This is a genomic window from Cryobacterium melibiosiphilum, assembly GCF_003602235.1.
In the GTDB taxonomy this organism is placed as follows: Bacteria; Actinomycetota; Actinomycetes; order Actinomycetales; family Microbacteriaceae; genus Cryobacterium; species Cryobacterium melibiosiphilum.
This window is the reverse complement of sequence record NZ_QZVS01000068.1, coordinates 26,841-52,069: the sequence shown is the minus strand read 5'-3', so window position 1 is coordinate 52,069 and position 25,229 is coordinate 26,841. Positions and strand designations below refer to the sequence as shown.

General features: G+C 64.6%; 20 protein-coding genes and 1 tRNA gene. 11 read left to right on the top strand and 10 right to left on the bottom strand.

Annotated elements, in window-relative coordinates:
- Nucleotides 1-1,601: hypothetical protein (locus tag D6T64_RS22535; protein ID WP_158594823.1), on the top strand; the 1,601-nt coding region annotated here is incomplete at its 5' end.
- Between the two features lie 124 nt (nt 1,602-1,725).
- On the opposite strand, the gene uvrB is transcribed toward D6T64_RS22535, so the two are convergent.
- The 7 genes from uvrB to polA all read right to left on the bottom strand — a co-directional run bounded on the left by uvrB (nt 1,726) and on the right by polA (nt 14,435).
- The gene (gene uvrB, locus D6T64_RS05740) at nt 1,726-3,789 is read right to left on the bottom strand and encodes an excinuclease ABC subunit UvrB (RefSeq protein WP_119972995.1); all 2,064 of its coding nucleotides are present in this window, start codon (nt 3,787-3,789) and stop codon (nt 1,726-1,728) included.
- A 50-nt stretch (nt 3,790-3,839) separates the two neighbouring features.
- Nucleotides 3,840-4,457 (bottom strand): dephospho-CoA kinase, encoded by a 618-nt coding sequence (gene coaE, locus D6T64_RS05735; RefSeq protein WP_119972992.1) that lies wholly within the window; start codon nt 4,455-4,457, stop codon nt 3,840-3,842.
- A gap of 230 nt (nt 4,458-4,687) precedes the next feature.
- Entirely contained in the window at nt 4,688-6,145 is a 1,458-nt protein-coding gene (rpsA, locus tag D6T64_RS05730) for a 30S ribosomal protein S1 (protein ID WP_119972989.1), read from the bottom strand.
- A 190-nt stretch (nt 6,146-6,335) separates the two neighbouring features.
- Complete coding sequence (locus D6T64_RS23405; protein ID WP_119972985.1) at nt 6,336-8,645, bottom strand: multicopper oxidase domain-containing protein; 2,310 nt, start codon at nt 8,643-8,645, stop codon at nt 6,336-6,338.
- Entirely contained in the window at nt 8,642-9,853 is a 1,212-nt protein-coding gene (locus D6T64_RS05720) for a hypothetical protein (RefSeq protein WP_233550849.1), read from the bottom strand. Before D6T64_RS05720 ends, D6T64_RS23405 begins: the two co-directional genes overlap by 4 nt.
- Nucleotides 9,854-9,930: 77 nt before the next feature.
- A complete protein-coding gene (locus D6T64_RS05715) occupies nt 9,931-11,628 on the bottom strand; it encodes a DUF885 domain-containing protein (protein ID WP_119972980.1) in 1,698 nt (565 codons plus the stop codon).
- A 119-nt stretch (nt 11,629-11,747) separates the two neighbouring features.
- On the bottom strand, nt 11,748-14,435 hold the full coding sequence (polA, locus tag D6T64_RS05710; protein ID WP_119972976.1) for a DNA polymerase I: 2,688 nt from the start codon (nt 14,433-14,435) through the stop codon (nt 11,748-11,750).
- A 72-nt stretch (nt 14,436-14,507) separates the two neighbouring features.
- On the opposite strand from polA, the gene D6T64_RS05705 reads away from it, so the two are divergent.
- Complete coding sequence (locus D6T64_RS05705; RefSeq protein WP_119972972.1) at nt 14,508-14,933, top strand: hotdog fold thioesterase; 426 nt, start codon at nt 14,508-14,510, stop codon at nt 14,931-14,933.
- Nucleotides 14,934-15,013: 80 nt separating this feature from the next.
- On the opposite strand, the gene D6T64_RS05700 is transcribed toward D6T64_RS05705, so the two are convergent.
- The gene (locus D6T64_RS05700) at nt 15,014-15,619 is read right to left on the bottom strand and encodes an ANTAR domain-containing response regulator (protein WP_119972969.1); all 606 of its coding nucleotides are present in this window, start codon (nt 15,617-15,619) and stop codon (nt 15,014-15,016) included.
- A 37-nt stretch (nt 15,620-15,656) separates the two neighbouring features.
- On the opposite strand from D6T64_RS05700, the gene D6T64_RS05695 reads away from it, so the two are divergent.
- A tRNA-Leu gene (locus tag D6T64_RS05695) sits at nt 15,657-15,739 on the top strand.
- Nucleotides 15,740-15,757: 18 nt separating this feature from the next.
- Here D6T64_RS05695 and D6T64_RS05690 read toward each other — a convergent pair.
- Nucleotides 15,758-16,891, bottom strand: a complete 1,134-nt coding sequence (locus D6T64_RS05690) for a site-specific integrase (protein ID WP_119972966.1) — start codon at nt 16,889-16,891, stop codon at nt 15,758-15,760.
- Entirely contained in the window at nt 16,891-17,283 is a 393-nt protein-coding gene (locus tag D6T64_RS05685; RefSeq protein ID WP_119972963.1) for a helix-turn-helix domain-containing protein, read from the bottom strand. The genes D6T64_RS05690 and D6T64_RS05685 overlap by 1 nt, the downstream gene beginning before the upstream one ends.
- Before the next feature lie 58 nt (nt 17,284-17,341).
- Between D6T64_RS05685 and D6T64_RS05680 the strand changes: the two genes are divergently transcribed.
- The 8 genes from D6T64_RS05680 (at nt 17,342) to D6T64_RS05650 (ending at nt 25,212) form a co-directional block, all read left to right on the top strand.
- Nucleotides 17,342-17,542 (top strand): hypothetical protein, encoded by a 201-nt coding sequence (locus D6T64_RS05680; RefSeq protein ID WP_233550847.1) that lies wholly within the window; start codon nt 17,342-17,344, stop codon nt 17,540-17,542.
- A complete protein-coding gene (locus D6T64_RS23400) occupies nt 17,539-17,664 on the top strand; it encodes a hypothetical protein (RefSeq protein WP_267900472.1) in 126 nt (41 codons plus the stop codon). The genes D6T64_RS05680 and D6T64_RS23400 overlap by 4 nt, the downstream gene beginning before the upstream one ends.
- An 81-nt stretch (nt 17,665-17,745) precedes the next feature.
- Nucleotides 17,746-19,260, top strand: coding sequence for an AAA family ATPase (locus D6T64_RS05675; RefSeq protein ID WP_158594822.1), 1,515 nt, complete (start codon nt 17,746-17,748; stop codon nt 19,258-19,260).
- A gap of 196 nt (nt 19,261-19,456) precedes the next feature.
- Nucleotides 19,457-19,735 (top strand): hypothetical protein, encoded by a 279-nt coding sequence (locus tag D6T64_RS05670; protein WP_119972957.1) that lies wholly within the window; start codon nt 19,457-19,459, stop codon nt 19,733-19,735.
- A gap of 65 nt (nt 19,736-19,800) precedes the next feature.
- Nucleotides 19,801-20,664 carry a hypothetical protein gene (locus tag D6T64_RS05665; RefSeq protein ID WP_147364489.1) on the top strand — a complete coding sequence of 288 codons (864 nt, stop codon included), beginning with the start codon at nt 19,801-19,803 and terminating at the stop codon, nt 20,662-20,664.
- 292 nt (nt 20,665-20,956) lie between these two features.
- Nucleotides 20,957-22,513, top strand: coding sequence for a hypothetical protein (locus D6T64_RS05660; protein ID WP_119972950.1), 1,557 nt, complete (start codon nt 20,957-20,959; stop codon nt 22,511-22,513).
- A gap of 87 nt (nt 22,514-22,600) precedes the next feature.
- The gene (locus D6T64_RS05655) at nt 22,601-23,605 is read left to right on the top strand and encodes a phage portal protein (protein WP_158594821.1); all 1,005 of its coding nucleotides are present in this window, start codon (nt 22,601-22,603) and stop codon (nt 23,603-23,605) included.
- Nucleotides 23,606-23,607: 2 nt separating this feature from the next.
- Nucleotides 23,608-25,212: a phage major capsid protein gene (locus tag D6T64_RS05650; RefSeq protein ID WP_119972945.1), complete on the top strand. Its 1,605-nt coding sequence runs from the start codon at nt 23,608-23,610 to the stop codon at nt 25,210-25,212.
- Nucleotides 25,213-25,229 lie beyond the last annotated feature (17 nt).

Sequence of the window (25,229 nt, the reverse complement as noted above, 5' to 3'; positions counted from 1 at the left end):
CCGGCCGGATCGACGTGCTCGCGGCCCTGCGCGGCGCCCAGCGCCCGCCGCGCGTCAGGCGCCGCCGCCCGGTTGTCGCGGTGGTCCTGCTCATCGTCGGAGCGAGCATCACCGTCATCGGCGGGCTGGTGCAGCTCGCCGCGTACGGAACGATCTACCGCGGCGGTCAGTCCGCGGTGGGAGTCAGCCTCATCATTGCCGGCCCGGTACTGATGCAGATCGGGGCCGTGTTCCTCGCTCCCGGCATTCTGCGCCGGGCCGCGGAGGTGGCGTCGCGGTGGGGACCCGGTGCGCGGCTCTCGACCCGTGATGTCGCACGCAATCCCGGACGCAGCGGTCCGGCACTCGCGGCGATCATGAGTTGCGTCTTCGTGGCCACGTTCGTGATGAGCCTGCAGGCGTCGCTCGAGATCAATTCGACCCGAACCTATACCTATACCGCTCCGCTGAACACCGCGGTCGTGAGCCTGAACGTCTTCGAAGAGGAGCCCGCATTCGAGTACGTGGTGCAGAGCACGGGCCCGGAAGTTGCTGCCGCCCTCGACGCCAGCTTTCCGAGCGGTCAGGCGCGGCTACTGAGCAGCGTCGAGCAACCGTTTCCGGGGTTCACGGCGCCCGGAGAGGCGACCGACGGCGCGGCTGTCGCGCCCGCGCTGCCCTACCCCCGTATCGATCCGGCAGCACTGTGCCCGACCGACGCCGACCGCACGGGAAGCGGCGCGCAGGAATTCCCCGCGGACATCCGCTGCCCGACCCCGTACTACCTCGACGTAGCCAACGGAGCCCGGGACGACCACATCTGGGTCGGGGACGTCGACGACCTGGCCGCGATTCTCGGCATGCCGGTCTCCGCCCAGTCGCGGCAGACGCTGGCCGCGGGAGGCGCCGTCAGCACGTACGACGAGTACCTCGCCGACGACCGGATCCGGCTGGACTGGCTGACTGCGCTCAACACCTCCGAGGAGCCGACCCGCAGCCTGACGCTCGCCGGCAGCGTGCAGAAGCCGGAGCATCCGCTGCCCTACGCGATATTCATGCTTCCGTCGACCGCGGATGCAGTGGGTCTCGACTATCGCCCGACGGTGGCGGTCAGCAGCCTCGACGCGCCCCCCACCGTGGCAGAGCTTGACCAGGCACAGGCGGCGCTCGCCGCCGTGTCCCAGGACATGTCCCTCACGGTGGAGGCGGGCCCCGACGCGTATGGAGCGACCTGGAGCTGGGCGCTGCTGGCGCTCACCGCGATCATCGCCCTGGTCACGGCGACGATCACTATCGGGCTGGGCCGCGCCGACGGGCACCGCGACAGCGCGGTGCTCCGCTCGCTCGGCGCATCGCCGTGGGTGCGACGAGCCTTCGGGTTCTGGCAGGCCGTCGTGGTCGTGGGTCTGGGAAGTCTGATCGGGGTGCTGCTGGGATTGATGCCGTCGCTCGCCCTCTCGCTGACCCGGGACGCGCTGGGTGTGTCGATCCTGCCGTTCGCCCCGCCGTGGCTGCAGCTGACCCTGATGGTGCTGGCCCTGCCCGCGCTCGTCGCGGTCGGCGCGGCGCTCACGGCCGGCGGCAAACGCACCGGCTTCAGCAACCGGGCGGTCGTCGACTGAGGTTCGTGCCGCGAATCCGGGACCTGGGCGGGGCATCCGCTCTCGCGGCACTCGTTAGCTCTCGCGGCACCCGACAGAACGAGTGCCACCAGACCTGACGAGTGCCGCCACCCGACTCGGCGGGCTACTGCAGGTGGCCGGCCTTCTCCATCTGGCGCAGTTCGCGCTTGAGCTCGCCGAGCTCGTCGCGCAGGCGGGCGGCGAGTTCGAACTTGAGCTCGCCGGCGGCCTCGAGCATCTGCCCGTTGAGGTCGGCGATGATCGACTCGAGGTCGTTGGCGCCGTTCGCGGCCAGGCCCACGCGCTTGGTGGCGGCGTTCTTGCGCCCCTTGGCGTCGCGGCTGGCGAGCAGCTCGGCGGTGTCGGCGCCTTCACGGGCCAGGGCCTCGGTGATGTCGCCGATGCGCTTACGCAGCGGGGTCGGGTCGATGCCGTGCAGGGCGTTGTAGGCGACCTGCTTCTCGCGGCGCCGGTCGGTCTCGTCGATGGCTTTCTCCATCGACGCGGTGAGCCGGTCGGCATACATGTGCACCTCACCCGACACGTTGCGGGCGGCACGGCCGATGGTCTGGATGAGCGACGTCGCCGAGCGCAGGAATCCCTCCTTGTCGGCGTCGAGGATCGCCACGAGCGAGACCTCGGGCAGGTCGAGGCCCTCCCGCAGCAGGTTGATGCCCACGAGTACGTCGTAGATGCCGGCCCGCAGCTCCGTCAGCAGTTCGACGCGGCGCAGGGTGTCGACGTCGGAGTGCAGGTAGCGCACCCGCACGCCAGCTTCGGTGAGGAAGTCGGTGAGGTTCTCGGCCATCTTCTTGGTCAGCGTCGTGACGAGCACCCGCTCGTTCAGTTCGACGCGCTTGCGGATCTCCTCGAGCAGGTCGTCGATCTGTCCCTTGCTGGGCTTCACGATGATCTGTGGGTCGATCAGGCCGGTCGGGCGGATGATCTGCTCGACGATGCCGTCGGCGATGCCCATCTCATATTTGCCGGGCGTCGCCGACAGGTAGACGGTCTGGCCAACCCGGTTCTTGAACTCGTTGAACTTGAGCGGCCGGTTGTCGAGGGCGCTCGGCAGCCGAAAGCCGTGATCGACGAGGGTGCGCTTGCGGCTCGAGTCGCCCTCGTACATGGCGCCGATCTGCGGCACGGTGACGTGGGATTCGTCGATGACCATGAGGAAGTCATCCGGAAAATAGTCGAGCAGGCAGTGCGGGGCCTCCCCCGCCTCCCGAGCGTCGATGTGCCGGGAGTAGTTCTCGATGCCGGAGCAGAACCCGATCTGTTCCATCATCTCGAGGTCGAAGGTGGTGCGCATGCGCAGTCGCTGGGCTTCGAGCAGCTTGCCCTCGCGTTCGAGCTCCTCGAGGCGTTCGGCGAGTTCTTCTTTGATGGTGCCGATCGCGCGCTGCATCGTCTCGGTGCTCGCGACATAGTGCGAGCCGGGAAACACGGCGACCGAGTCGAGGGTGCGCACGATGTCGCCGGTGAGCGGATGCAGGCTGTGCAGCGCCTCGATCTCGTCACCGAACATCTCGATGCGAATGGCGAGTTCTTCGTACATCGGGATGATCTCGATGGTGTCGCCGCGCACCCGGAAGTTGCCGCGGGAGAAGTCGACGTCGTTGCGCTGGTACTGCATGGCCACGAACTTGCGGATCAGCCAGTCCCGACTGACCTTCTGCCCGACCTGCAGCGCGATCATGGCCTCCATGTACCCCTCGGGGGTGCCGAGGCCGTAGATGCAGGAGACGGTGGAGACGACGATGACATCGCGGCGGCTGAGCAGGGAGTTGGTGGTGGAGTGCCGCAGCCGCTCGACCTCCTCGTTGATCGAGGAATCCTTCTCGATGAAGGTGTCGGTCTGGGGCACGTAGGCCTCGGGCTGGTAGTAGTCGTAGTAAGACACGAAGTACTCGACCGCGTTGTTCGGCATCAGGTCGCGAAACTCGTTGACGAGCTGCGCGGCGAGCGTCTTGTTGTGCGCGAGCACGAGCGTCGGGCGCTGCACCTGCTCGATCAGCCAGGCCGTCGTCGCCGACTTGCCGGTACCGGTCGCGCCGAGCAGCACGATATCGGTTTCACCGGCTTGGATGCGGGACGCGAGGTCGGCGATCGCGGTCGGCTGGTCACCGCTCGGCGTGTACTCGCTGACGACCTCGAAGGGATTGACTGAGCGGGTGGCTTCCATCCGACTAGTCTACAAAACACCACCGACAAAGCCGTGCATGGACGCCTGGCTCAGGACGCCTGCGCGGAGGCGGAGACGCGGTGCCAGAGGGCGTCGATCTGCTGCAGGGTGGCCACCCGGTCGCCGTCATTGTCGATCACGACATCGGCCAGGGCGAGGCGCTCGGCATCCGTCGCCTGGGCCTGGATACGTTCGAGGGCGCCGGCTCGGGTCATGCCGCGGGTATCGATCATGCGCTGAACGCGGGTTTCGGTGCTCGCCCGCACGACGACGATGAGGTCGAAGGCCAGCCGGCGATCTTCGGCGGCTTCCGCGAGCAACGGTACGTCGTAGACGACGACGGCGTGCGGGTCGAGAACCTCGGCCTCGGCGATCAGCTCGCCGGTGCGCTGCCAGACGGCGGGATGCACGATGGCGTTCAGCCGTTCGCGGCGTTCCTCGTCGGCGAAGATGATCGCGCCGAGGGCTGGTCGGTCGAGAGTGCCGTCGGGGCGAAGGATGCCCTCGCCGAACTCGTCGGCTATCGCATCGAGGGCGGGAGTACCCGGCTCGACCACGATCCGGGCGAGCTGGTCGGCATCGATGTGCACGGCGCCGTACTCGGCGAGGCGCGCGGCGACGAAGGATTTGCCCGAGGCGATGCCGCCGGTGAGGCCGATAAGGTACATGCCTTCATGGTACCGAGGCCTCGGCGCGGCATCCGCTGCTGGCGGCAGTGAAATGCGGACTTCGTGCCTTCCTAGTGCCTGGGAAGGCACGAAGTCCGCGCCTCAAGGCTCAGACCCCTCGCGCGGGCACGAAAAAGCAGGCCGGGCCCCGAAGGGTCCGGCCTGCTTGATGTGCTACTTGGTACCTACCAGTGAGTACCTACCAGTGAGTAGCTACCAGTCAGTACTGACTAGTTGCTGCTGCTGAGCTTCTCGCGCAGAGCGGCAAGCGCCTCGTCGTCGGCGAGGGTGCCGGCTCCGGCAGCTTCGCTCGAGAACGTGTTGCCCGCGGCGGACGCGACATCGCCGACGGCGGTGATCTCGTCGTTCGAGGATGCAACCTGCTTCTTGTGCGCTTCCCAGCGAGCCTGGGCTGCAGCGTAGTCCTGCTCCCATTTCTCGCGCTGGGAGTCGAAGCCCTCGCGCCACTCGTTGGTCTCCGAGTCGAAACCTTCCGGGTACTTGTAGTTGCCCTGGTCGTCGTACTCGGTGAGCATTCCGTAGAGTGCCGGGTCGAACTCGGTGCCCTCGGGGTCGACACCATCGTTGGCCTGCTTGAGGCTCAGCGAGATGCGACGACGCTCGAGGTCGATGTCGATGACCTTGACGAACACCTCGTCGCCGACCGAGACAACCTGCTCGGCGAGCTCAACGTGCTTGCCGGACAGTTCGCTGATGTGAACGAGTCCCTCGATGCCCTCGGCAACGCGAACGAACGCGCCGAACGGAACGAGCTTGGTGACCTTACCCGGTGCAACCTGGCCGATGGCGTGGGTGCGGGCGAAGACCTGCCACGGGTCTTCCTGCGTGGCCTTGAGCGACAGGGACACGCGCTCGCGGTCCAGGTCAACCTCGAGGATCTCGACGGTGACTTCCTGGCCAACTTCGACAACCTCGCTGGCGTGCTCAATGTGCTTCCAGGACAGCTCGGAAACGTGAACCAGACCATCGACGCCGCCGAGGTCGACGAACGCACCGAAGTTGACGATCGAGGAGACGATGCCCTTGCGGACCTGTCCCTTCTGGAGGTTGTTGAGGAACGTGGTGCGGCTCTCGGACTGAGTCTGCTCGAGAAGGGCACGACGAGACAGCACAACGTTGTTGCGGTTCTTGTCGAGCTCGAGGATCTTCGCTTCGATTTCCTGGCCCAGGTACGGGGTCAGGTCGCGAACGCGACGCAGCTCAATGAGGGATGCCGGCAGGAAGCCACGAAGGCCGATGTCGACGATGAGTCCACCCTTGACGACCTCGATGACCGAACCGGTGACAACACCGTCGGCCTCCTTGATCTTCTCAACATCGCCCCATGCACGCTCGTACTGAGCGCGCTTCTTCGAGAGGATGAGGCGGCCTTCTTTGTCTTCCTTCTGAAGAACGAGGGCCTCGACCAGGTCGCCGACCTTGACAACCTCGGAAGGGTCAACGTCGTGCTTGATGGAAAGTTCGCGGGAGGGGATGACACCCTCGGTCTTGTAGCCGACGTCGAGGAGAACCTCGTCGCGGTCGATCTTCACAACGGTGCCTTCGATGAGGTCTCCGTCGTTGAAGAATTTCAGAGTCTTTTCGACCGCGGCAAGAAAGTCTTCAGCAGATCCAATGTCGTTGATGGCGACCTGCTTGGGTGCCCGTTCGGTCGTTGCGATTGTCATGTAGTAGTTGCTCCAGGATGGACATAGCTCGGGCCACATGCAGAAAGAATCAGCGATCGAATCAGGTTTTTGCTCCGCATATGGCAACGGATAGTTCGTCACAAACGTGACACTCTATGCTAGCTGCCCGCGGAGACGAGCGGCAACTCGACATCCAGCCAAGTTGCAGGCTCGCCACCGCCCCCGCCTGCTACGGAACGACGAGGACCGACCCGCTCGCGCCGCGTTCGGCATCCGCCATCGCGTGAGTGAGGAAGGAATAGGTGCCGGATTCGGGAAAACTCAGCTCGACAAAGCCACCCTGCGCCGGCGCGAGGCTGAGCGCCTGGCTGCCGCCGGTGCCGGTGCTGCCGCCCGCACGCAGCAGGTAGTCCCCCTCGGAGTAGACCGTGTCGAACTGACCGCCCACGATGTGGAAGGAACTCGCCAGATTCGGCCCCGCGTCGAGCACCCAGAAGCGGATGCGCTCCCCCACCCTCGCGGTCAGCGGCTGATGCTGATACTGGTCGGCAAAACCGTTGAAGACGACGAGGTCGGGGGCGGCGGCCTCTTCGGACTCGGCCCTGCCACCGTGAGTCCCCGGATAGAACTCGGACTGCACGAGCAGGTACTCGCGGTCGACCGGGTCGAGGCCGGCCGGGTCGATGACGAGCGCCCCGAACATGCCGGTGCCGGATTTCGGCGTGGTTGATTCGGTGCTCGAGCAGTCGTAGAGCCAGATTCCCGACCGGGTCGCGGTGAAGGAGTATTCAACGGTCTCGCCCGGTTCGATCGTGCGCATCGGGCCGTCGGGGGCGAGGGCTCCGGCTTGGAAGTCGAGCGCCTGGCCGGTGGTTGCGTCGTTGACGAGGGTGATCGTGAAGGTGTCGCCGACCGTGCCACGCAGCGTCGGCCCGGGCGTGGTGCCGTTGAACGTCGACTGCGTCTGGGTCACGCCGGGCGAGACCTCGACCTCGGTGTCGCCGACGCGGAGGGTGTAGTCGTGGTGGGTGTCGTTCGAAGCGGGCGGCAGGGCGGCGTCGCGGGCCTCGAATCCGGGCGCGGGCTCGGTGTCGAGGTCGACGGCGGAGGCGGCGGGAGACGGGACGACGGTGCTACTGACCGAGGTGGAACCGACCCCGGCCGCGACCGGGTCGAGGGCGACGCCCGCGGTGACGGCGAGCACCAGCGCGCCGATCGCGGCTACGGCCATGCCGCTCCGGGTACGGCGCGGTGCGGGCGCGGCACGCACGGCAGCGAGCCGGTCGGCCAGCACCGGCACCGCGGGGGTCGTGGCGCGCGAGCGGATGCGACCGCCCGCCCTGACCGCGCGCACCAGCAACACCAGGAAGCTCAACAGCACTCCGAAGACCAGCAGAGACAGCGCGACCTTGACCAGGCTCGGAAGCGGCAACAGGTACAGCACGACTCCGCCGTTGACGACGAGCAGGCGAAACAGCGGTGCCCGGTCGAGCTCGGCCGCGGCGGCCTTGCCTGCCTGCGGCCCGCCGCCGGAGACCATCGGCACGAGGTAGCTCAGGGCCCCCAGCAGTAGTTGCACGGCGAAACCGGCGAGCAGCGGGATCAGGAGCCAGCCGAGGCGAGTGAGGGCATCCGTCGGGGTCGACGCGGTGGCCACGATCAGGCCCAACCCGCCGACGCTGAACGCGAGCCAGGCCAGCGATGCGGCAAGGCTCCAGCCGGCGAACGTCGTCGGCGGGGCCTGGCGGGCCTGGCGCACGGCTTCCCGCACCACGGGTACCAGGCCGAGCAGGTAGACGAGGGTTCCGGCGGCCGCGCCCAGGGGCAGGCCGGCCAGGCTCGCGCCGGCAATCACCAGCACGCCGCCGGCCAGCAGCGGCAGCGCGGTGCGGGCGGCGGCATCCGTTCCCTCACCGAGGCGGGTGCGCAGCACGGTGGGCCAGAGCAGCAGCAGGGTGCCGACCGCGGTCAGGCCGACCCAGCCGAACACGTTCAGGGCGATATGGGCCAGGTACAGGCGGGCGTGCAGGTCCGGGCCGGTCGCGGGGCCGGCCATCCAGACGCCGAGGGCCACTCCGACGGCAAGGCTGGCCGCGGCGGCAACGTAATAACGCACGAGCGAGCCGAACCGGGTCGCTTTCGCCCGGCGCAGCTCGCGGCCGAGCAACACGGCGTGCAACACGGCGACCGCTCCGACAAGGACACCGCCGGCGAGCACCAGCGGGAAGACGTTCACGGTCATGCCGGCCAGCACCAGGAGCGCTCCGAGCGTGTGCCCGGCCAGGCGGATGATCAGCGACCGACGACCGCTGAGGGCCGGACGGCGCACCAGGGTGTCGGCGAAGTGCTGGCTCCAGATCAGGATCGCCGTGCTCATGGCGCCGAGCAGAAGCAGGTGCACCATCAGCCAGTCCGCGCCAGGAACCCTCTGGTGTGAGAGCACCGTGATGCCGAGCACGACCAGCCAGCCAACGACGACGGCGTTGGTCTGCAAGTACCACGTGCGGCGGGCGTGCACTCGGGCTGCCACGGGACTCATACGCGGGCTCTCCGCGCTGCGCCGGCGACGTGTGCTTTTTTTGCCGGCCCCCGCACCAACGAGGCGACGGCGATGACGATGAACAACAACAGCGCAGTGATGTTGAGCGACCCGCCGAGCTGCAGCATTGCGGGCACCCCATAGGCATCACCGAACAGCACCCGGAGCACCTGGGAGGCGTGCAGCAGCGCGACGGGAAGGTACATGATCGGCCGATACGGCAGCGGGCGGCGCAGCACGGCGGGCAGGATGACGGGGGCGTGCGCCATGATCATCGACAGGGTGAAGCCGAGCAGCACCGCGTGGATGACCGCGTCGTAGGCCGGGCCGCTCGTGGCCGCGCCGCCGAGGAGCCAGATTGCGCCGGCGACGACCAGCCAGGCGTAGCCGCTCAGCAGGCACGCCGCCATGTAGCGCGGCAGGCCCGCCCCGCGCAGGGTGCGGCGGGCGACGTCGTGCCGCACGAGCCAGGACACCACCCACAACACGGAAAAACCGAAGAGGGGATAGCCGAAGGCCGGCACGCAGAGGGCGAGCGCGACGCATCCGGTCAGCGAGAGCGACGCCCAGAGCAAGCTGCGGCCGGGGTGGCTGCCGCGCAGCGACAGCCGCGCCAATTCGAGGCGTTCACCGGCGATGGTGAGCACGAGGAAGGCGCTGAACGCTGGGATCAGGTGGGCGACCGGAACGTCGGCGAGCCAGAGGAGCGCGGCGACCACGAGGGTGACGCCGCCGAGAAACTGGATCGCTGTCGCGGTCATCGCCTGGCGGTGCCAGATGGTGCGGTAGATCAGCAGCAGACCGACCGCGCCGAGCACGATCGCGGTGCGACCGATCCAGGTCGGCAGCGGTGCCAGCACGAGCAGGCTGCCGAGGCCGAGCAGCGCCGGGGCGGTGAAGGCCCACCATTTCTTGATGGCGACGGCCCGCTCGAGCACGATCAGGGTGCCGACGAAGCCGAACACCATGAGGGCGCCGTGGGAAGCCGCGAGGCGGTCGGCCAGCGGCGGCACGTCGAAGCCGAGCAGGGCCGTCGCCGCGTACAGCCCGAGCAGCAGCGAGGCCCCGCCCGGAGCCAGGAACAGAAGGCGGATGCCCGGCCGATCGATCAGGGGGCGGCGGCGTTTCGACCGGCATTGCGGTCGGGCCGGAACGGCCCCCGGGGATACAGTGCTGGGCTCGTTCGGGGACGACGCAGCGGGACGCACCCGTTCAGCCTACCGATGCATATATGCCCACCGCGGACGTCGCTGGCCCCCGCTCGGGGAACGCGACCCCGCCGCGCCTAGGCCAGCGCAGATCGCAGGGTGTCGAGTCCGACGCCGCCGAGGTCGAGCGCCCGACGGTGGAACTCCTTGATGGAGAAGTTCGCCCCCTCGCGTGCGGCGCTCTCGTCGCGCAGCTGCTCCCAGATGCGCTGCCCCACCTTGTACGACGGGGCCTGGCCGGGCCAGCCGAGGTACCGGTTCACCTCGAACTTCACGAAGCCGTCGTTCATGTTGACGTTCTGGCCGAGAAACTCGAAGGCGTAGTCGGCGGTCCACACGCCCCCGCCGTCGGGGCGCTGCTTGCCGAGGTGCACGCCGATGTCGAGCACGACGCGGGCGGCGCGCATCCGCTGCCCGTCGAGCATGCCGAGGCGGTCGGCCGGATCGTCGAGGTAGCCGAGCTGCTCCATCAGGCGTTCCGCGTAGAGCGCCCAGCCTTCGGCGTGTCCCGAGGTGCCGGCCAGCTGGCGGCGCCAGGTGTTGAGCTTCGCGCGGTTGTACACGGCCTGCCCGATCTGCAGGTGGTGGCCGGGAACGCCCTCGTGGTAGACGGTCGTCAGCTCACGCCAGGTGTCGAACTCGGTGACACCGACCGGAACGGACCACCACATGCGGCCGGGGCGGGAGAAGTCGTCCGTCGGGCCGGTGTAGTAGATCCCGCCCTCCTGGGTGGGGGCGATCATGCACTCGATGGCCTTGATCTCGTCGGGAATGTCGAACTGGGTGCCGGCGAGGGCGGCGACGGCCTTGTCGCTGGTTTCCTGCATCCACTTCTGCAGCGCGTCGGTGCCGTGCAGTTTGCGGCTCGCGTCGGTGTCGAGAAAGGCGATGGCTTCGAGCACGGTCGCGCCGGGCAGGATCTGGCGGGCCACGCTTTCCTGCTCGCTGACCATGCGGGCGAGCTCGTCGACGCCCCACTCATAGGTCTCGTCGAGGTCGATGGTGGCGCCGAGGAACTGGCGGGAGGTGAGGGCGTAGTGGTCGCGGCCGACGGCATCCGCCTCGGTGGCCACGGGTGCCAGCTCGCCGCGCAGAAAATCACCCAGCTTCTCGAACGCGAGCGCCGAGCGCCTCGCGCCCAGGCCGAGGTCGTTGGCGAGCGATGCGGGCAGCGTGCCCGTCTCGAGGCTGGCTTCGGCGGCGAACTCGGCAAAGAAGCCGTCGTTGGCCGCGTGGCGCTGCACCTGGGCGAGCACCTCGAGTACCTGGCGACGGGCCGGCGTGACGCCTTTGTCGATGCCCAGCTTCAGGGTCTCGATGTACCCGTCGACGGCCGCCGGCACGGCACCGAGCCGCGAGGAGATATTGCTCCAGTCGGCGACCGTCTTCGTGGGCATGAGGTCGAAAATTTCACGGATGCCCTGGGCCGGCGAGGCGATCACGTTCAGGTCGCGCAGGTGCAGGTTCGCGGCAAAGCTTTCGACCTCGAGCGCCAGGGTCGCGCGCAGGTCGGTCTGGGTGACACGGTCGACGTCGTCGACCACGGGCGCCGCGTCGAGGGCGGCGATGACCTTGGTGGCCTCGGCGATGTACCGCTCGTGGCCGGCGGGCGAGAAGTCGCCGAAGCGGCCGTCGCCCTCGGTGCGGCCGATGTAGGTGCCGACCGTGGGGTCGAGGTCGACGAAGGTGTCGACCCAGTCTTCAGCGATCTGGTCGATGGGGGTCGCCGGGCGCGACACTGCGCCGGTTCCGGTCGTCTTCTGCGCGTTAGTCATGACCCGAGCTTAGAACACGAGTCCAACCCCCTCGCGAGTGAGCACTTTCTGCACTTCCCGCGCGCGGGAAGTGCAGAAAGTGCTCACTCGCGGGATCTTCGCGCGGGTGGAAGGGCGTTCTAGTGGGCGGCGTCGTCCCAGTTGGCGCCGCGGCCGAGCTGCACGTCGAGCGGAACGAGCAGCTCGGCGGCGGTGCCCATCCGGTGGCGGACCACCGTGCTCAGCGCGTCGTACTCCCCCGGGGCGACCTCGAAGATCAGTTCGTCATGAACCTGCAGCATCATGCGGGACTCGAAGCCCTCGGTCGTCATGTCCCGGGCGATGCCGTTCATGGCGATCTTCATGATGTCGGCCGCCGACCCCTGGATCGGTGCGTTCAGCGCCGCCCGCTCGGCGTTGTCGCGCAGCACCCGGTTCGGGCTGTGCAGGTCGGGGAACGGCCGGCGACGCCCGAACAGCGTCTGCGTGTAGCCGTCGACCTTGGCCTGCTCGACGACGTTGCGCAGGTAGTCGCGCACCGCGCCGAATCGGGCGAAGTAGTCCGTCATCAACTGCTTCGCTTCTTTATTGTCGATGCGCAGTTGCTTCGACAGGCCGAACGCGCTGAGCCCGTAGGCGAGGCCGTAGGACATCGCCTTGACCTTGCTGCGCATCTCGTTGCTCACCTCGGCCGGTTCGACGCCGAAGATGCGGGCACCGACGAACCGGTGCAGGTCTTCACCGGCGTTGAACGCTTCGATCAGACCGGCATCTTCCGACAGGTGCGCCATGATGCGCATCTCGATCTGGGAGTAGTCCGCGGTCAGCAGGCACTCACTGCCCGGGCCGGCCTGGAACGCGGCGCGGATGCGGCGGCCCTCCTCGGTGCGCACCGGGATGTTCTGCAGGTTGGGATCGTTCGAGGAGATTCGGCCGGTCGTGGTGCCGATCTGCATGTACGTGGTGTGGATGCGCCCGGTGCCGTCGATCTCCTTGTCGAGGGTCTCGACGATCTGGCGCAGCTTGGTCGAGTCACGGTGCTTCAGCAACAGATCGAGGAACGGATGCGGGTTGCTGGCCTGCAGGTCGGCCAGCGCGCCGGCATCCGTCGAATACCCGGTCTTGTTCGCGCGGGTCTTGGGCATGCCGAGCTGGTCGAAGAGCACGTCCTGCAACTGCTTGGGCGAACCGAGGTTCACCTCGCGACCGATTTCGGCGTAGGCGCTCGCGGCGTAGCCGGCGGAGCGTTCGCCGAGCTGGCTCGACAGCTCCGCGAGCTGTTCATGCGAGACGGCGACACCGGTCAGTTCCATGTCGACCAGGGTCACCAGGGTCGGCATCTCGATCTCGGCCAGCAGGTTCTTGGAGCCCTCGTCGAGCAGGGCCAGCACGGCCGGCGCGAGACGCAGCGTGTACCACGCCTGCATCGGCGCGCCGCCGTCCTGCTCGTCGGGAACGAGCTGGTTGGGGTCGGTGACCGGCAGCGCCTCGTCGAGGTAGCGGGTGACCAGGTCGACCAGGGTCTTGTCCGGGCCGCCCGGGCGCAGCAGCCAGCCGGCGACGAGGGTGTCGACGGCAAGCCCGGCGAACGGCAGTTTCGCGCGTTTCAGGGCTTTGAGCTGCGGTTTGGCATCGTGCATGATCTTGGGCGCGTCGCTCGCGAGCCAGGCCTCCAGCGGCGCATAGTCGGTGCGGTCGGCCTGCCACGGCAGGGTGATCGTCTCGGTCAGGCTCGCAAGGCCGAACCCGATCGGGCGGCCTTCCTGCAGCTCCACCGTGAGGCCGAGGCCTGCGGGCGCCAGCACCGTCTCTCGGGCGATCCACTTCGTGAGTTCTTCGTCGAGCAGGTTCTGGGCCGCCGGGGCGACGGGAGCAACGACGGCGTTGGCCGCCTCCTCGAGAACCGCAGCGACCGCGACGGCCCCGCCCGCGGCATCCGCCCCTTCGAGCTTCAGTACCCGATCGAGCAGGCTCTTGAACTCGAGGCGCCCGAAGACGTCTTTCACGGCGTCCTGGTTCATTGCGCCGCGCTGCAGGTTCTCGACGACGACGTCGAGCTCGACGTTCGTGACCAGCCGGTTGAGACGGCGGTTGCGGATCGCATTCTCTTTCTGCTCGCGCAGGTTGTTGCCCACGACGCCCTTGATCTCGTCGGCGTGTTCGAGGATGCCGTCGAGGCTGCCATAGAGGCCGAGCCACTTCACGGCGGTCTTCTCGCCGACCTTGCTGATGCCGATCAGGTTGTCGCTGGTCTCACCGACGAGGGCGGCCACGTCGGGGTACTGCTCCGGCTCGATGCCGTAGCGCTCGCGCACCCGGGCCGGGTCGTAGCGCGTGAGCGCGGACACGCCCTGGCTCGCCGGGTAGAGCAGCGTGACGTTTTCGTTCACGAGCTGAATCGCGTCGCGGTCACCGCTGACGACGAGCACGTTGTAGCCGGCTGCGTTGCCCTGCACCGAGAGGGTCGCGAGAATGTCGTCGGCCTCGAAGTCCTCCTTGGTGATGGTCGTGATGTTCATCGCGGCCAGGGCCTCCTGCAGCAGCGGGATCTGCCCGAGGAACTCGGGCGGCGTCGCGTTGCGGGTGCCCTTGTATTCGGGGTATTCCCGCGTGCGGAAAGACGCCCGGGAGATGTCGAAGGCGACGGCGATGTGGGTGGGTTTTTCGTTGCGGAGCAGGCTGAGCAGCATCGACAGAAAGCCGTGAATGGCGTTCGTGTGCTGCCCGCCGTGGGTCTGGAAGCTATCCACCGGCAGAGCGAAAAACGCTCGAAATGCCAGGGAATGGCCGTCAATGATCATCAGGGTAGGCTTTTCGGAGTCCAACACTCCCTCAGCCTACAAGCCCCGCGGCCTCCCGGCTCGGCAGGCTCAGGCTGGCTTACGCGATCACAGGTGACCATGTTCAGTCAGACCGACAACGCCCTCGACTGGGTTCAGCAGCGCGGCGGCGGAGCACTCGCCGCCAAGATGGGTATTGAGTTCACCGAATTCACCATCGAGCGGGCGGTGGCGCGGATGCCGGTCGAGGGCAACACCCAGCCGGCCATGCTGCTGCACGGCGGAGCCTACGTGGTGCTCGGCGAATCGCTCGGGTCGATGGCCGCGAACCTGCATGCCGGCCCCGGCAAGCTCGCCGTCGGCATCGAGATCAACGCGACCCACACCCGCTCCGCAACCTCCGGCTGGGTGACCGCGGTCTGCACGCCGATCCACCTCGGCCGCACCCTGACGACGCACGAGATCGCGGTGACGGATGATCAGGGTCGCCGCTGCTCAACGATCCGCATCACGAACATCATCCGGGACTTGCCCCCGAAAGTGTGAAGAACGCTTCTTGACGCACAGAAAGGCCCGGTCGACATTGACCGGGCCTTTCTGGGTACTGCGCTCGTATGGGGCTCGAGCTACTTCTTGACCGACAGCTGTTCGATGATCGCCTGGGAGACGTCGTGCATCGTCAGGCGGCGATCCATGGAGGCCTTCTGAATCCACCGGAAGGCTTCGGGTTCGGTGAGGCCCATCTTCTCGTTGAGCAGGCCCTTGGCCCGGTCGACGAGCTTGCGGGTCTCGAAGCGTTCGACGAGGTCGGCGACCTCGGCCTCGAGGGTGATGATCTGGCTGTAGCGGGAGAGGGCGATCTCGATCGCCGGCAGCAGGTCGTTGGGGGTGAAGGGCTTCACGACATAGGCGAGGGCGCCCGCTTCGCTCGCGCGTTCGACCAGTTCTTTCTGGCTGAACGCGGTCAGCAGCACCACCGGAGCGATGTGCTCCTTCGACAGGCGCTCGGCCGCGCTGATGCCGTCGAGTTGGGGCATCTTGACGTCCATGATGACCAGGTCGGGGCGCAGCTCGCGTGCGAGGGCCACAGCCGTTTCTCCGTCACCGGCTTCGCCAACGACTTCAAAGCCGTTGTCTCGGAGAATTTCGACAATGTCGAGGCGGATGAGGGATTCGTCCTCCGCGACGACAACGCGGCGAGGAGGGGTGGGGGTACTGTCTTGGTCGGTCACAGCCAAAGCCTACGGTATTCTGAAGGAGTAGATGTGAGCCGGTGTGGCGGAATGGCAGACGCGGAGCACTCAAAATGCTTTGTTCGCAAGGACGTGTGGGTTCGAGTCCCACCACCGGTACTTTAGTGCGCCCCGTAATTACGCGGGAGTAAGGGCCAAAGAGGCCTGATTTGACAACGGTTTGACAACAGTTGAGGCACTAATAGCCTGATCCATGCGCTCAGCTACAGCGTCTAGGTCGTCATCGAACAGGTCCGCGTACACGTCAAGTGTCATAGCGGCGGACGCATGGCCAAGCATCCGCTGGACTGCTTTCACGTTTGCTCCTGCCGACACGGCCAAACTTGCCGCCGTATGCCGCAAATCGTGCGGGGTTACACGGGGAAAATCTGGGTCATCTTTCATGCACCGTGCGACCGCGTTGGCAAACCAGCCGTGTTGATTGTGCGGCAGCTTCATGTAATCCCGGCCCGGTCCGAACAGGATGGAGTCACGCCCTTTCCCTTCGCACGCACCAGCAAGAGGCAGGCTTAACGCTTTCGGGTATGGCACCGAACGGAAGGCGTACGTCTTAGGCGTACCGACATGCACCACCCTGCCTACCAGCACCGCGTTTTCTTCGACCTGGGCGCGACGTTTCAGCATGTTCAGATGACGCACCCGCAACCCGGTAGCCTCACCCCACCGCAAGCCCGTATAAGCCAGCATGAGCACCAAGGCCCCGTTCGCCCCCGACTCTTCGGCCAGCGCTTTCACCTGCAGGTGTGACAGGTAGGCGTGAGACTTCGGCACTTTGCGCGGCAGGTTGATGCCACGCGCCGGGTTCGCCCGAATACGGCGATCTTTCACCGCCCCGTCAAGGATGCCCGCAAGCACGCCGTATGCCCGCAACACGGTTGTTGCACCACGTTTCGCGCTCATCGCGGTCACCCATGCCTGAACGTCGCTATTGCGAGCCTCCCCCACCTGCACCGCGCCCCAGCTCGGCAGCACATGCAACCGCCATGCAATCTCAACAGGCCGCAACGATGACGGTTTCAAATGCGACTGAGCAGCCAACCAGACCACACCGAGCGTGCCGACCGTGGCGCGGGCGTCGCTGGCATCAATCCAGTCCCCCGACGCTTTGGACACTTCGACCGTCGCCAAGAAAAGCGTGGCCTCTTTCTTGGTCTTGAATCCGCGCTTGGTTGACTGCGAATGGTCCGGCTTGCGGAAGGCGACCCGGTACCGCTTGCCTTGCGCGGTTTCGTACGGCAGCACGGTGCCCATTAGTTGAGTCCCCTAATCCGTTTCGCATAAGCCTCAAGGCCCAGCCGGGCCAAGTTCTCGGCTCGTGCCGCCTGATCGTTCAGGAAGTCGGCAGCAGGGGCAATGTCCGGGTGAGGGCTTGGCACCTCAAGCAGGTCTAGCGGCGTGACCTCCAACGCCATGGCGAAGGCAACGAAGTCGTCAACGTCGATACGACGGTTGGTGTTTTCAATCTGGCTCAGTGTCGCCTTGGACATGGGCCGATTCAGGCTGTTCATTAGTGCTGACAGGTCTTCGAGGGTCAGGTTTAGCGCCCGTCTGCGTGCACGGATGTTATGCGCGACGGTCAGGCCCATCAGGCCCAGTTCAATTTTTCGAGTTGCCATAACCCACACACTATCAACATGATCCATACTTGTGCTAGTGTGATCATGTTGACAAAGTCGGCATCATCCAAACACGGAAGGCATCATGCAAATCGACACCTATCTTTCACCTGCACAGGTCATGGAGATTATCCCCGGCATAACTCGCGCCGGTCTCGCCCAACTTCGCTATGAAGGCAAAGGACCGGCCTACCTGAAGCCGACCGCCAAACTGGTCGTCTATAAAAGGTCTGTTGTTCTCGAATGGCTTGAGGCCAGCGCCCGCACCGGGACGGCTGCAGCATGACCCGCGAAGAGTTCCGCGCCCTGTACGCCGGATGGGATGCCGTTGAGGCGGAAGGCGGCGACCTGGCCGCCGCAATCCATGCCGACATCGTAGCGGCAGGCACACAGCCCCCAACCAGCTAGTTCCCAGCAAGTTCACAGACATGTGATAAACTCAGTTAATCCCGAATGGAGGTATCCGGGCAAAAAGGAAACGGAAACATCATGGAAAGTGCAACAAAGTATTCGGCGTGGGACTGGACCGAATGGGGCAAGGCTGAGATGGCATGGCGCACGGAAAACCCTGACGCTTACGCCGACCGGCTCACCGCTGAAGCCCGCCAATACTTCGCCGACTGCGAGGCCACACAGGCCCGCTACGCCGCTAAAGGTATCCGCGTCTTCGACCTGGACAACCCAACCTATGGGTGGACTCGCGATTATCACGCGGCCATTCTTGCCGCTGACAGTACCAACGAAATCCTTGCAATCCCATACAGCCCCAATGGGGAATGTGACGTAAAGAAGATCATGGCTGAAACCATCGAACGGGCCAAATGGCTCACCACCAATGACCAATATCTGACCGACGACGAACGCGAATACGCCCCAGCGTGGAGCGCTGAAAAGCGTTCCGAGTTCGATAACATGCGCGTCCTAGTCGACATGGACAACCGGGTTAAGAAGGCAGCACGCGCCGCTGCCGTCACCGAACGCCTTGAACGTTTGGAGATTGAAGCAGAAGCCAAAAGGCAGTTCAACGCGAAAGCCTACAACGGTCTAGGCGGCGTCATCAGCTGGGATGACCTGGAAAGTTTCACCACTCAGCCGTGGCTTGTTGACTCGCTCATCTCACTCGGTGAACCTGCCCTCTTGATCTCAAAACGCAACGTTGGCAAGTCCATGCTGTCATTTGCTCTCGGCTGGTCTATCGCAATGGGCATGCCATTCCTCGGCAAGGAAACCCAGCAGGGCAAGGTCATGTTCATCCTTGGTGAAGGTGTGCGCGGCTATAAGAAGCGGATGAACGCATGGTGCAGCGCCAACAACGTCAACCCTGACGACCTCAGAGACCGCACACTCGTGTACTCCGGTGGCAACCTGTCCAACGACACGAGCATTGGGGACATGCGCCGCGAAGCCCTGAAGTTCGATCCCATTCTCATCGTGCTCGACACCTGGACGGCTGTCTCTGGTGTCATTGATGAGAAAGACCAGAGCGCTGCACAGGTCATCCTGAACATGTTCAAAACTGTTGCACCCGACGCCGCACGGCTCATCCTGCATCATCCGAACGCCGAGACCGAGAACACTGAGGCCCCGTCATCTCGGGGCGGCACCGCCCTGCCGTCTGGCGTGGAAACGGTCATCACTATGTTCTACGACAAACGCCACGTTGTTGCCGGGATGCCCGGCGAACAGTGGATTGCCATCTCAACCGAAGACGACCATGCAGGCAAGCAGAAAGAAGGCGAACGGTTCACCATCCACGGCCTCCGGGTCGCGGACGCAAAGACCGGTGGCAAGTACCTCGACCACCATGACGGGTCCACCCTGTCAGCATCCGACCAGTGGGTTACCGCATACATTCCACTAGGTATCGAAGTGACCGTGCCCGAATGTGTCGACAAGCTCGGCCAGTCCAAAAATACGGTGCGCACTCACCTGCAAAACTCCCGTCTGGTCATCGAATCCGGGACCAAAGTTGCAGGCGCAACGGGGTACATCAGGACCGCCTGAGGTCAAGAGGTCAAGAGGTCAAATTGACCTCACCTCAGATTGACCTCTCACTTCCTTGCTATGACTGGGAAGCAAGGGGTCAGGTCAAGAGGTCAAGGCAGTAGAGGGACTCGTAGAGGGACTTCTTGAGGGATTGACCTTTACCAAAAACTTACACATTTCACACAAGAGCAACACCTAAACAGGAGGAACCAAAATGGCAATCAAGAACTCAGACCGTGCTTACGCCGAAAGCGCCATTGAAGCACGTCGCATACTGGTAGCGGCCGCAGCGAACAGGCATGAAGACGGCGACCATGTCGGAACCAGCTTCGAAGATACGGGGTGCTACGTCTGTCAGCACCGTGGCGACATGCCCCGGCTCGGCTTCAACCTGCCGGACCGTGAGGCACTGCTTGAACGCAACATCAAAGAACACGTCGACCTGATGCGGTTGCGGGCCGCAATGAGCAAGCTAGAGCACATAGCCTACTAACCTGGACGTTTGCTGAGTGGTCTGATACAATGGTTGGTACAGACCCTCAGCGAACGGAAAGTCCCTTGACCAGCACACCCGAGCACACACGCGCACGACGCATAGCAGACCAGCACCTGCCCTGCACGCGCTGCTCGGTCAGCGAACGTGGTCCATCCGGTACCCGCTGCCTTAGCTGCAAACGTCTTGCCGCCAACGAAAAAACACAAGGCTTGCCCGTCTGGAAGCCTGAGCGAGTCGCCCGCAAGCGGCGCACATTCACGCCGGAACAGCGCGCACTGATGAATGCCAAAGCGAAAGCCAAACGTCTCGAAAACCGAGACCAGGTCAACGCGAAGCAGAACGCCAAACGTCAGGCTGCCGCCGCATTACTGCCGCCCCGCGCGCCTCGGGTGCCCCGTGCCCCGGTGCTCCGAGCAGCCCGCGTCTACTACACACCCGAAGAAGCCCGCCAACGTAGGGCCGACCAGCAACGTGCCCGCCAGGCCGCAGCCCGCGCCCTGCTGCCGCCGAAGCCGCCCCGAGCGCCGCGCCCCGTCAACGCGCCCCGTGTGCGCCTCACAGACGAGCAACGCCGCGAACGGGCCAACACTGCCGCCCGTGCAAAACGTGCCGCCATCAACGCGCTGAAGCCTGCGAAGCAGGCCCGTGCACGCCTCACGGAACAGCGCATCGGCCTGTACCCGCTCGGCCCGGTCCTGTTCGACTGGTCCGGTTTCAGCGGCGTCATGCGTTGCACTGCGCCCGGATGCGCCACCATCGGTGAGTTGCACTTTAGTTTCACCGACGTGCGCCGCGCCGCCCGCAATCACCACCGTGAAGCCCACGGCCCGCGCTGCACTGTCGACGGGTGTGGAGAGCAGGTCACATCTCGTGCCCTGTGCCTTTCGCATTATGATCAAGTCCGCCGTTCGAAGCGTGCAGCATGAGCGCCATTCACCGAACCAAAGAGTGGGCCGCGTTCACCAAGCGCATGCGCCCGCTCATCGCAGCCACCCTGCCCGCACCCTGCATTGAGACACGGTGCCTGCTCGGTGGAACTGTCATGCCCGGTCAGAGCTGGGCTGTCGGTCACCTGCCTGGACTGGCAGCAGTAGAAGGTGGACCGATGGAAGCGTGGGCTTGCGGGCCAAGCCACCAGAAATGTAACTCCCATTACGGCGGGGCTATCGGCGGTCGTCGTGCTGCCGCGAAGCGCAAGAAAGGAAATCGAATCCCGAAATGGTGACCGGTTTTGATTACGCCCCCATCACCCCAGCGGTTGCGGCAAGCAGAATCTATCCATGGGCCGACTGGGAAAATCTCCGGGACAGCCACACGCCCCCGCACTACGTGTCAGCGTTCACCGGGGCTGAAGAGTACCGCGACGAATTCCTTATGGGTGCGCACGCTTTCGGCCTGATCGACAAGGACGGCAGCAACTCCAAGTTGAAGCCGCAACAGCTTGTCATGGCGGATGCAGCTAACGCTGTTGATGCTGACGGTCGGCCACTGTCACCGTTCCTTGGCGTGCTCATTCCTCGCCGCTCGGCAAAGACGACAACCGCGCTGGCTCTTGTCATCGGTCGGTGCTTGGCACGCCCAAACTATCTGGTCGCATTCACCCTGTGCACCTCAGGCCTGATGGCTCGGAAGCGGTTCCATTCGGACATCGTGCCAGTGCTGGAAAAGGCGTACCCGCATGAGGCCACGCGGCCATTCAAGTTCTACAAGTCGGGCGGTTCAGAATCGATCAATTTCACGAATGGTTCCCGGTTCGTTGTGGTGTCTCCGCACGGTGAGTCGTTCCGAAGCGAAGCGTTCGACTGCGTACTTGTTGATGAGGCCGGAGAGGCCAGCCTGACAATGGGTGAGGATTTGCTTGCAGGAATCCTGCCGACGCTTGACACGCGGCCCGATAGCCAGGTCATCACGTGCGGCACTGCCGGAACCTTTCGCACCGGTCAGCTTCTCTGGGACACGCTCAGTGACGGTCGAGACGGCAAGCCGGGGTCAGGCATCGTGGAATGGTCCGGGCCGGAGTATTTGACGGCTGAAGACGTGGAGACATGGGAGCTGACCGAACCTATCGTTCGCGCTGCGCACCCCGGCATTGACACCTTGACGACGATTTCAGCGATTGAACGAAACTATCGGAAGCTTCCTCGCGACAAATTTATCAGAGAATACTTGTCCATCTTCGAACAGGTCGGTGCAACAGTCGGCATTATCCGGCCTGAAAAGTGGGCGGCTGCCGAGCTGAATGATGACCTGCCGGAACCGCCCGCACATTTCGCCCTTGCGATAGCGGCAAGCCCCAATCAGGCTTATGCGTCGATTGTGGCCGCTTGGCGTGAAGACGGTGAGGCGCGCATCCTGCTGCTGGATCATCGGTCTGGGGTGAAGTGGCTTGCGCCGCGAGCGTTGGAGCTGGCCCGCAAATACAAGGTGCCTGTCGCCCACGACACGGTCGGTGTTGTGCTGGTTGAGGTGGAAGAGCTTCAGCGTGCCAAGCCTCGCCCTCGACTGCAACCGCAGACGTTCCGCAATGTGATTACGGCGGCTGCGTTGCTGATCAAAGAGATTGATACCGGCAATCTGAAGCATTACGGGCAGACCGTTTTGGATGAGCACGCCGCGATTGTCAAGAAACGGATGACAGGAAAGACCTCGTGGGCGTTCGGGCGCACCGATTACGACGACGACATTAGTGCTGTTGAAGCGGCCAGCCTTGCGCTTCGTGCTTATGACGGAACGCCTATACGCGGAAAGGTCATGCTGATCACTGCTGATAGTTAGCTGTGCGCAACCTGGACATTTGCTGGAAAACAATGGTATACTCGGTATACAATGGGATTCCTTAGCTGGCTCACGAAGTCAAACGGCATGGCAGTAACAGACATGTCGACGTACGCCAACACGGGCATTGTTTCGCCGTGGTCGGATGGCGAACTGTCCAAGATCGTTTGGTCCGATGTGTTCGGCACCACGGCCCAGTTCGCCATCCGCGCCGAAGCTATGACCATTCCCGCCGTCGTCAAGGCTCGGTCTATCTACGTTGCACTAGTCGCTAATCGGCCTTTGCGGGCGTTTGATACTGCCGGTGTTGTTGACGGTGCCGACTGGTTGAGCCGTACAGACGGTTCTATTAGCCCCTTTCACCGTATGACCTGGACACTAGACGACCTGTTCTTCTACGGGCACAGCCTGTGGGGTGTCGAACGGGACGACTCCGGCGCGATTACTGCCGCCGAACGCTGCCCCATTGAGCTGTGGAAGGTTGATGCTGACGGGCAGATTCTTGTCAACGATGAGCCTGTAGAGGCCGATACCGTCCTTTACATTCCTGGCCCGTCTGAAGGCCTGCTCACTATGGCCTCCCGGTCGCTGCGCGGCGCTGCTGCACTTGAGACGGCATGGATCGGACGCGCACAGTCGCCCATTCCGGCTATCGAACTTCACGAAACTGTTGAGTCTGGCGTCACCCCTGAGGAAGCTCAGGAAGTTGTTGCCGCATGGGCGCAAGCACGCAAGGACCCCAACGGTGCAATCGCATACACCCCCTATTCCATTCAGGCCAACGCCCTCGGTACATCAACCGCCGACATGTTCGTTGAAGGCCGCAACTTCACCAAGTTGGACGTTGCCAACTTCTTCGCCCTGCCCGCCGCGCTGCTGGACGGGTCACTGTCGGCGGCATCGCTCACCTATTCGACGCAGGAAGGCAAGCGTAACGAGCTGCTGGACTACTCGGTTCCGTACTGGATCGGCGCTATTGAAGGCCGTCTCTCACAGGATGACGTGGTTCCGGCAGGTCAGCGCGTCCGGTTCGACTTCTCCGACCTGCTCACCCCCGTCAACTCGCCTACCGGCGCGAACCAGGAAGACTGATTATGACCACCATCACCATTGATGCGGGCACCCTCACCGCCAATCAGGAAGATCGGATCGTAACCGGTCTTCTGCTGCCCTACGGCGAAGAGTGCCGTTCCAACCTTGGCCGGTTCGCTTTCGATCAGGGAGCCGTCACCATTCCTGCCGACCTGAGCGGGATGAGCTTCAACGTTGAGCATGCCCGCGAAAACGTCATTGGCCGTCCGGTCAGCCTGACCGATACTTCGGCCGGCATTGTCGCATCGTTCAGCATCGCCAAGACGGATGCGGGCAACGCGGCACTTGCAGACATTGCCAGTGGCAAGCGTAAGCACCTTTCGGCTGAAGTGTCCGGCGTGAAGATCAAAGACGGCAAAGGCGTTGCAGGCGACCTGTTCGCTGCCGCTCTGGTCGCTGCTCCCGCGTTCCCTTCAGCCACCTTGCTCGCTGCTGCTGTTGACACGTTCGACCCGGCACCGGCAGACGCACCCGCCGACCCTCTCATTCTGACCCCTGACGAAAACGGCAACCTTGCTGTCGAGTCCACCACTACCCCCGAATCCGTCACCGTGACGGCTGAAGGTTCCGAAACGATCTTCACTTCCGAAGACCAAACCCCGAAAGAAGGCGCACCCGTGGCTGTAGCTACCGCACCCGCAACGCTGACGGCCACTCGCACCGAGCCCGTCACCACCCTGCCCAGCCTGTTCAGCATCCTTGCTAACAGCATCAAGACCGGTGACAAGACCCTGCTTGCTGGCATTGAGAAGGAAATCGACGGCGCTGAAAGCCTGTTCGCTGCCCTCTCCGATGTGAAGATGACCGGCACCGGCACGGTCGGTTCCAACATTGTTCAGCCGCAATTCCTCGGCGAGCTGTGGAGCGGTCGCGCCTACCAGCGCAAGGTTATTCCGCTGCTCGGTTCCGGCGTTCTCACCAGCCCTGAGGTCAAGGGATGGCGCTGGACGACCGAACCTGAGGTTGCACTCTGGGCCGGTAACAAGGCCGCGATCAGCTCGAACGCCCCAGCCACTGAGGCTTACTCGGTCGCCGTGCAGCGCATTGCTGGTGCCCATGACATCGCCCGCGAATTCCGCGACTTTGGTGTTGCCGAGTTCTGGGCGTCCTACTTTGCCGCGATGACCGAGTCTTACGCGAAGGTGTCGGACAAGTATGTGTTCGACCAGCTCGTTCTGGCTGCTACCGCCGTGACCGGTGGCGCTGTCCCGTCCGGCACCGACAAGGGCCTTGCATCCATCGTTGACGGTGCCCTCTCGGTGCTGAACGCTGACGGAACGCCCAGCTTCGCGCTGGTCGCCCCTGACGTGTGGCGTGGCCTCCTGTTCACGCAAGACCAGGACAAGCTCGCATTCCTCAACGCCTCCCTCGGACTCGAAGAGGGCAGCATTACCAACTTCAAGGTTGTGCCTCACAAGGGTCTTGCCGCTGGAAAGGTGCTGGTCGGTGACCGTAACGCTGCCGCCGTGCACGAGCTGGGTGGCTCGCCCATCCGTGTTGAAGGCCTCGACCTCGTCAAGGGTGGCATTGACCCGGCGCTGTTCGGTTATGTCGCCGTGCCGGTCCACAAGGCCACCGCGCTCGCCCTCGTCACTCCCGCCGTCTAACCCAAACCTAGAAAGGG

Bases quoted from the DNA above. Each gene is read 5' to 3' on its own strand.
- D6T64_RS05685 (WP_119972963.1), bottom strand. From the start codon at position 17,283: ATGGATCATGTTGATAGTGTGTGGGTTATGGCAACTCGAAAAATTGAA.
- rpsA (WP_119972989.1), bottom strand. From the start codon at position 6,145: ATGACAATCGCAACGACCGAACGGGCACCCAAGCAGGTCGCCATCAAC.
- D6T64_RS05660 (WP_119972950.1), top strand. From the start codon at position 20,957: ATGGTGACCGGTTTTGATTACGCCCCCATCACCCCAGCGGTTGCGGCA.
- D6T64_RS05690 (WP_119972966.1), bottom strand. From the start codon at position 16,891: ATGGGCACCGTGCTGCCGTACGAAACCGCGCAAGGCAAGCGGTACCGG.
- coaE (WP_119972992.1), bottom strand. From the start codon at position 4,457: ATGTACCTTATCGGCCTCACCGGCGGCATCGCCTCGGGCAAATCCTTC.
- D6T64_RS05705 (WP_119972972.1), top strand. From the start codon at position 14,508: ATGTTCAGTCAGACCGACAACGCCCTCGACTGGGTTCAGCAGCGCGGC.
- uvrB (WP_119972995.1), bottom strand. From the start codon at position 3,789: ATGGAAGCCACCCGCTCAGTCAATCCCTTCGAGGTCGTCAGCGAGTAC.
- D6T64_RS05715 (WP_119972980.1), bottom strand. From the start codon at position 11,628: ATGACTAACGCGCAGAAGACGACCGGAACCGGCGCAGTGTCGCGCCCG.
- D6T64_RS23400 (WP_267900472.1), top strand. From the start codon at position 17,539: ATGACCCGCGAAGAGTTCCGCGCCCTGTACGCCGGATGGGATGCCGTT.
- D6T64_RS05675 (WP_158594822.1), top strand. From the start codon at position 17,746: ATGGAAAGTGCAACAAAGTATTCGGCGTGGGACTGGACCGAATGGGGC.
- D6T64_RS05680 (WP_233550847.1), top strand. From the start codon at position 17,342: ATGCAAATCGACACCTATCTTTCACCTGCACAGGTCATGGAGATTATC.
- D6T64_RS05670 (WP_119972957.1), top strand. From the start codon at position 19,457: ATGGCAATCAAGAACTCAGACCGTGCTTACGCCGAAAGCGCCATTGAA.
- D6T64_RS23405 (WP_119972985.1), bottom strand. From the start codon at position 8,645: ATGAGTCCCGTGGCAGCCCGAGTGCACGCCCGCCGCACGTGGTACTTG.
- D6T64_RS05650 (WP_119972945.1), top strand. From the start codon at position 23,608: ATGACCACCATCACCATTGATGCGGGCACCCTCACCGCCAATCAGGAA.
- D6T64_RS05655 (WP_158594821.1), top strand. From the start codon at position 22,601: ATGGCAGTAACAGACATGTCGACGTACGCCAACACGGGCATTGTTTCG.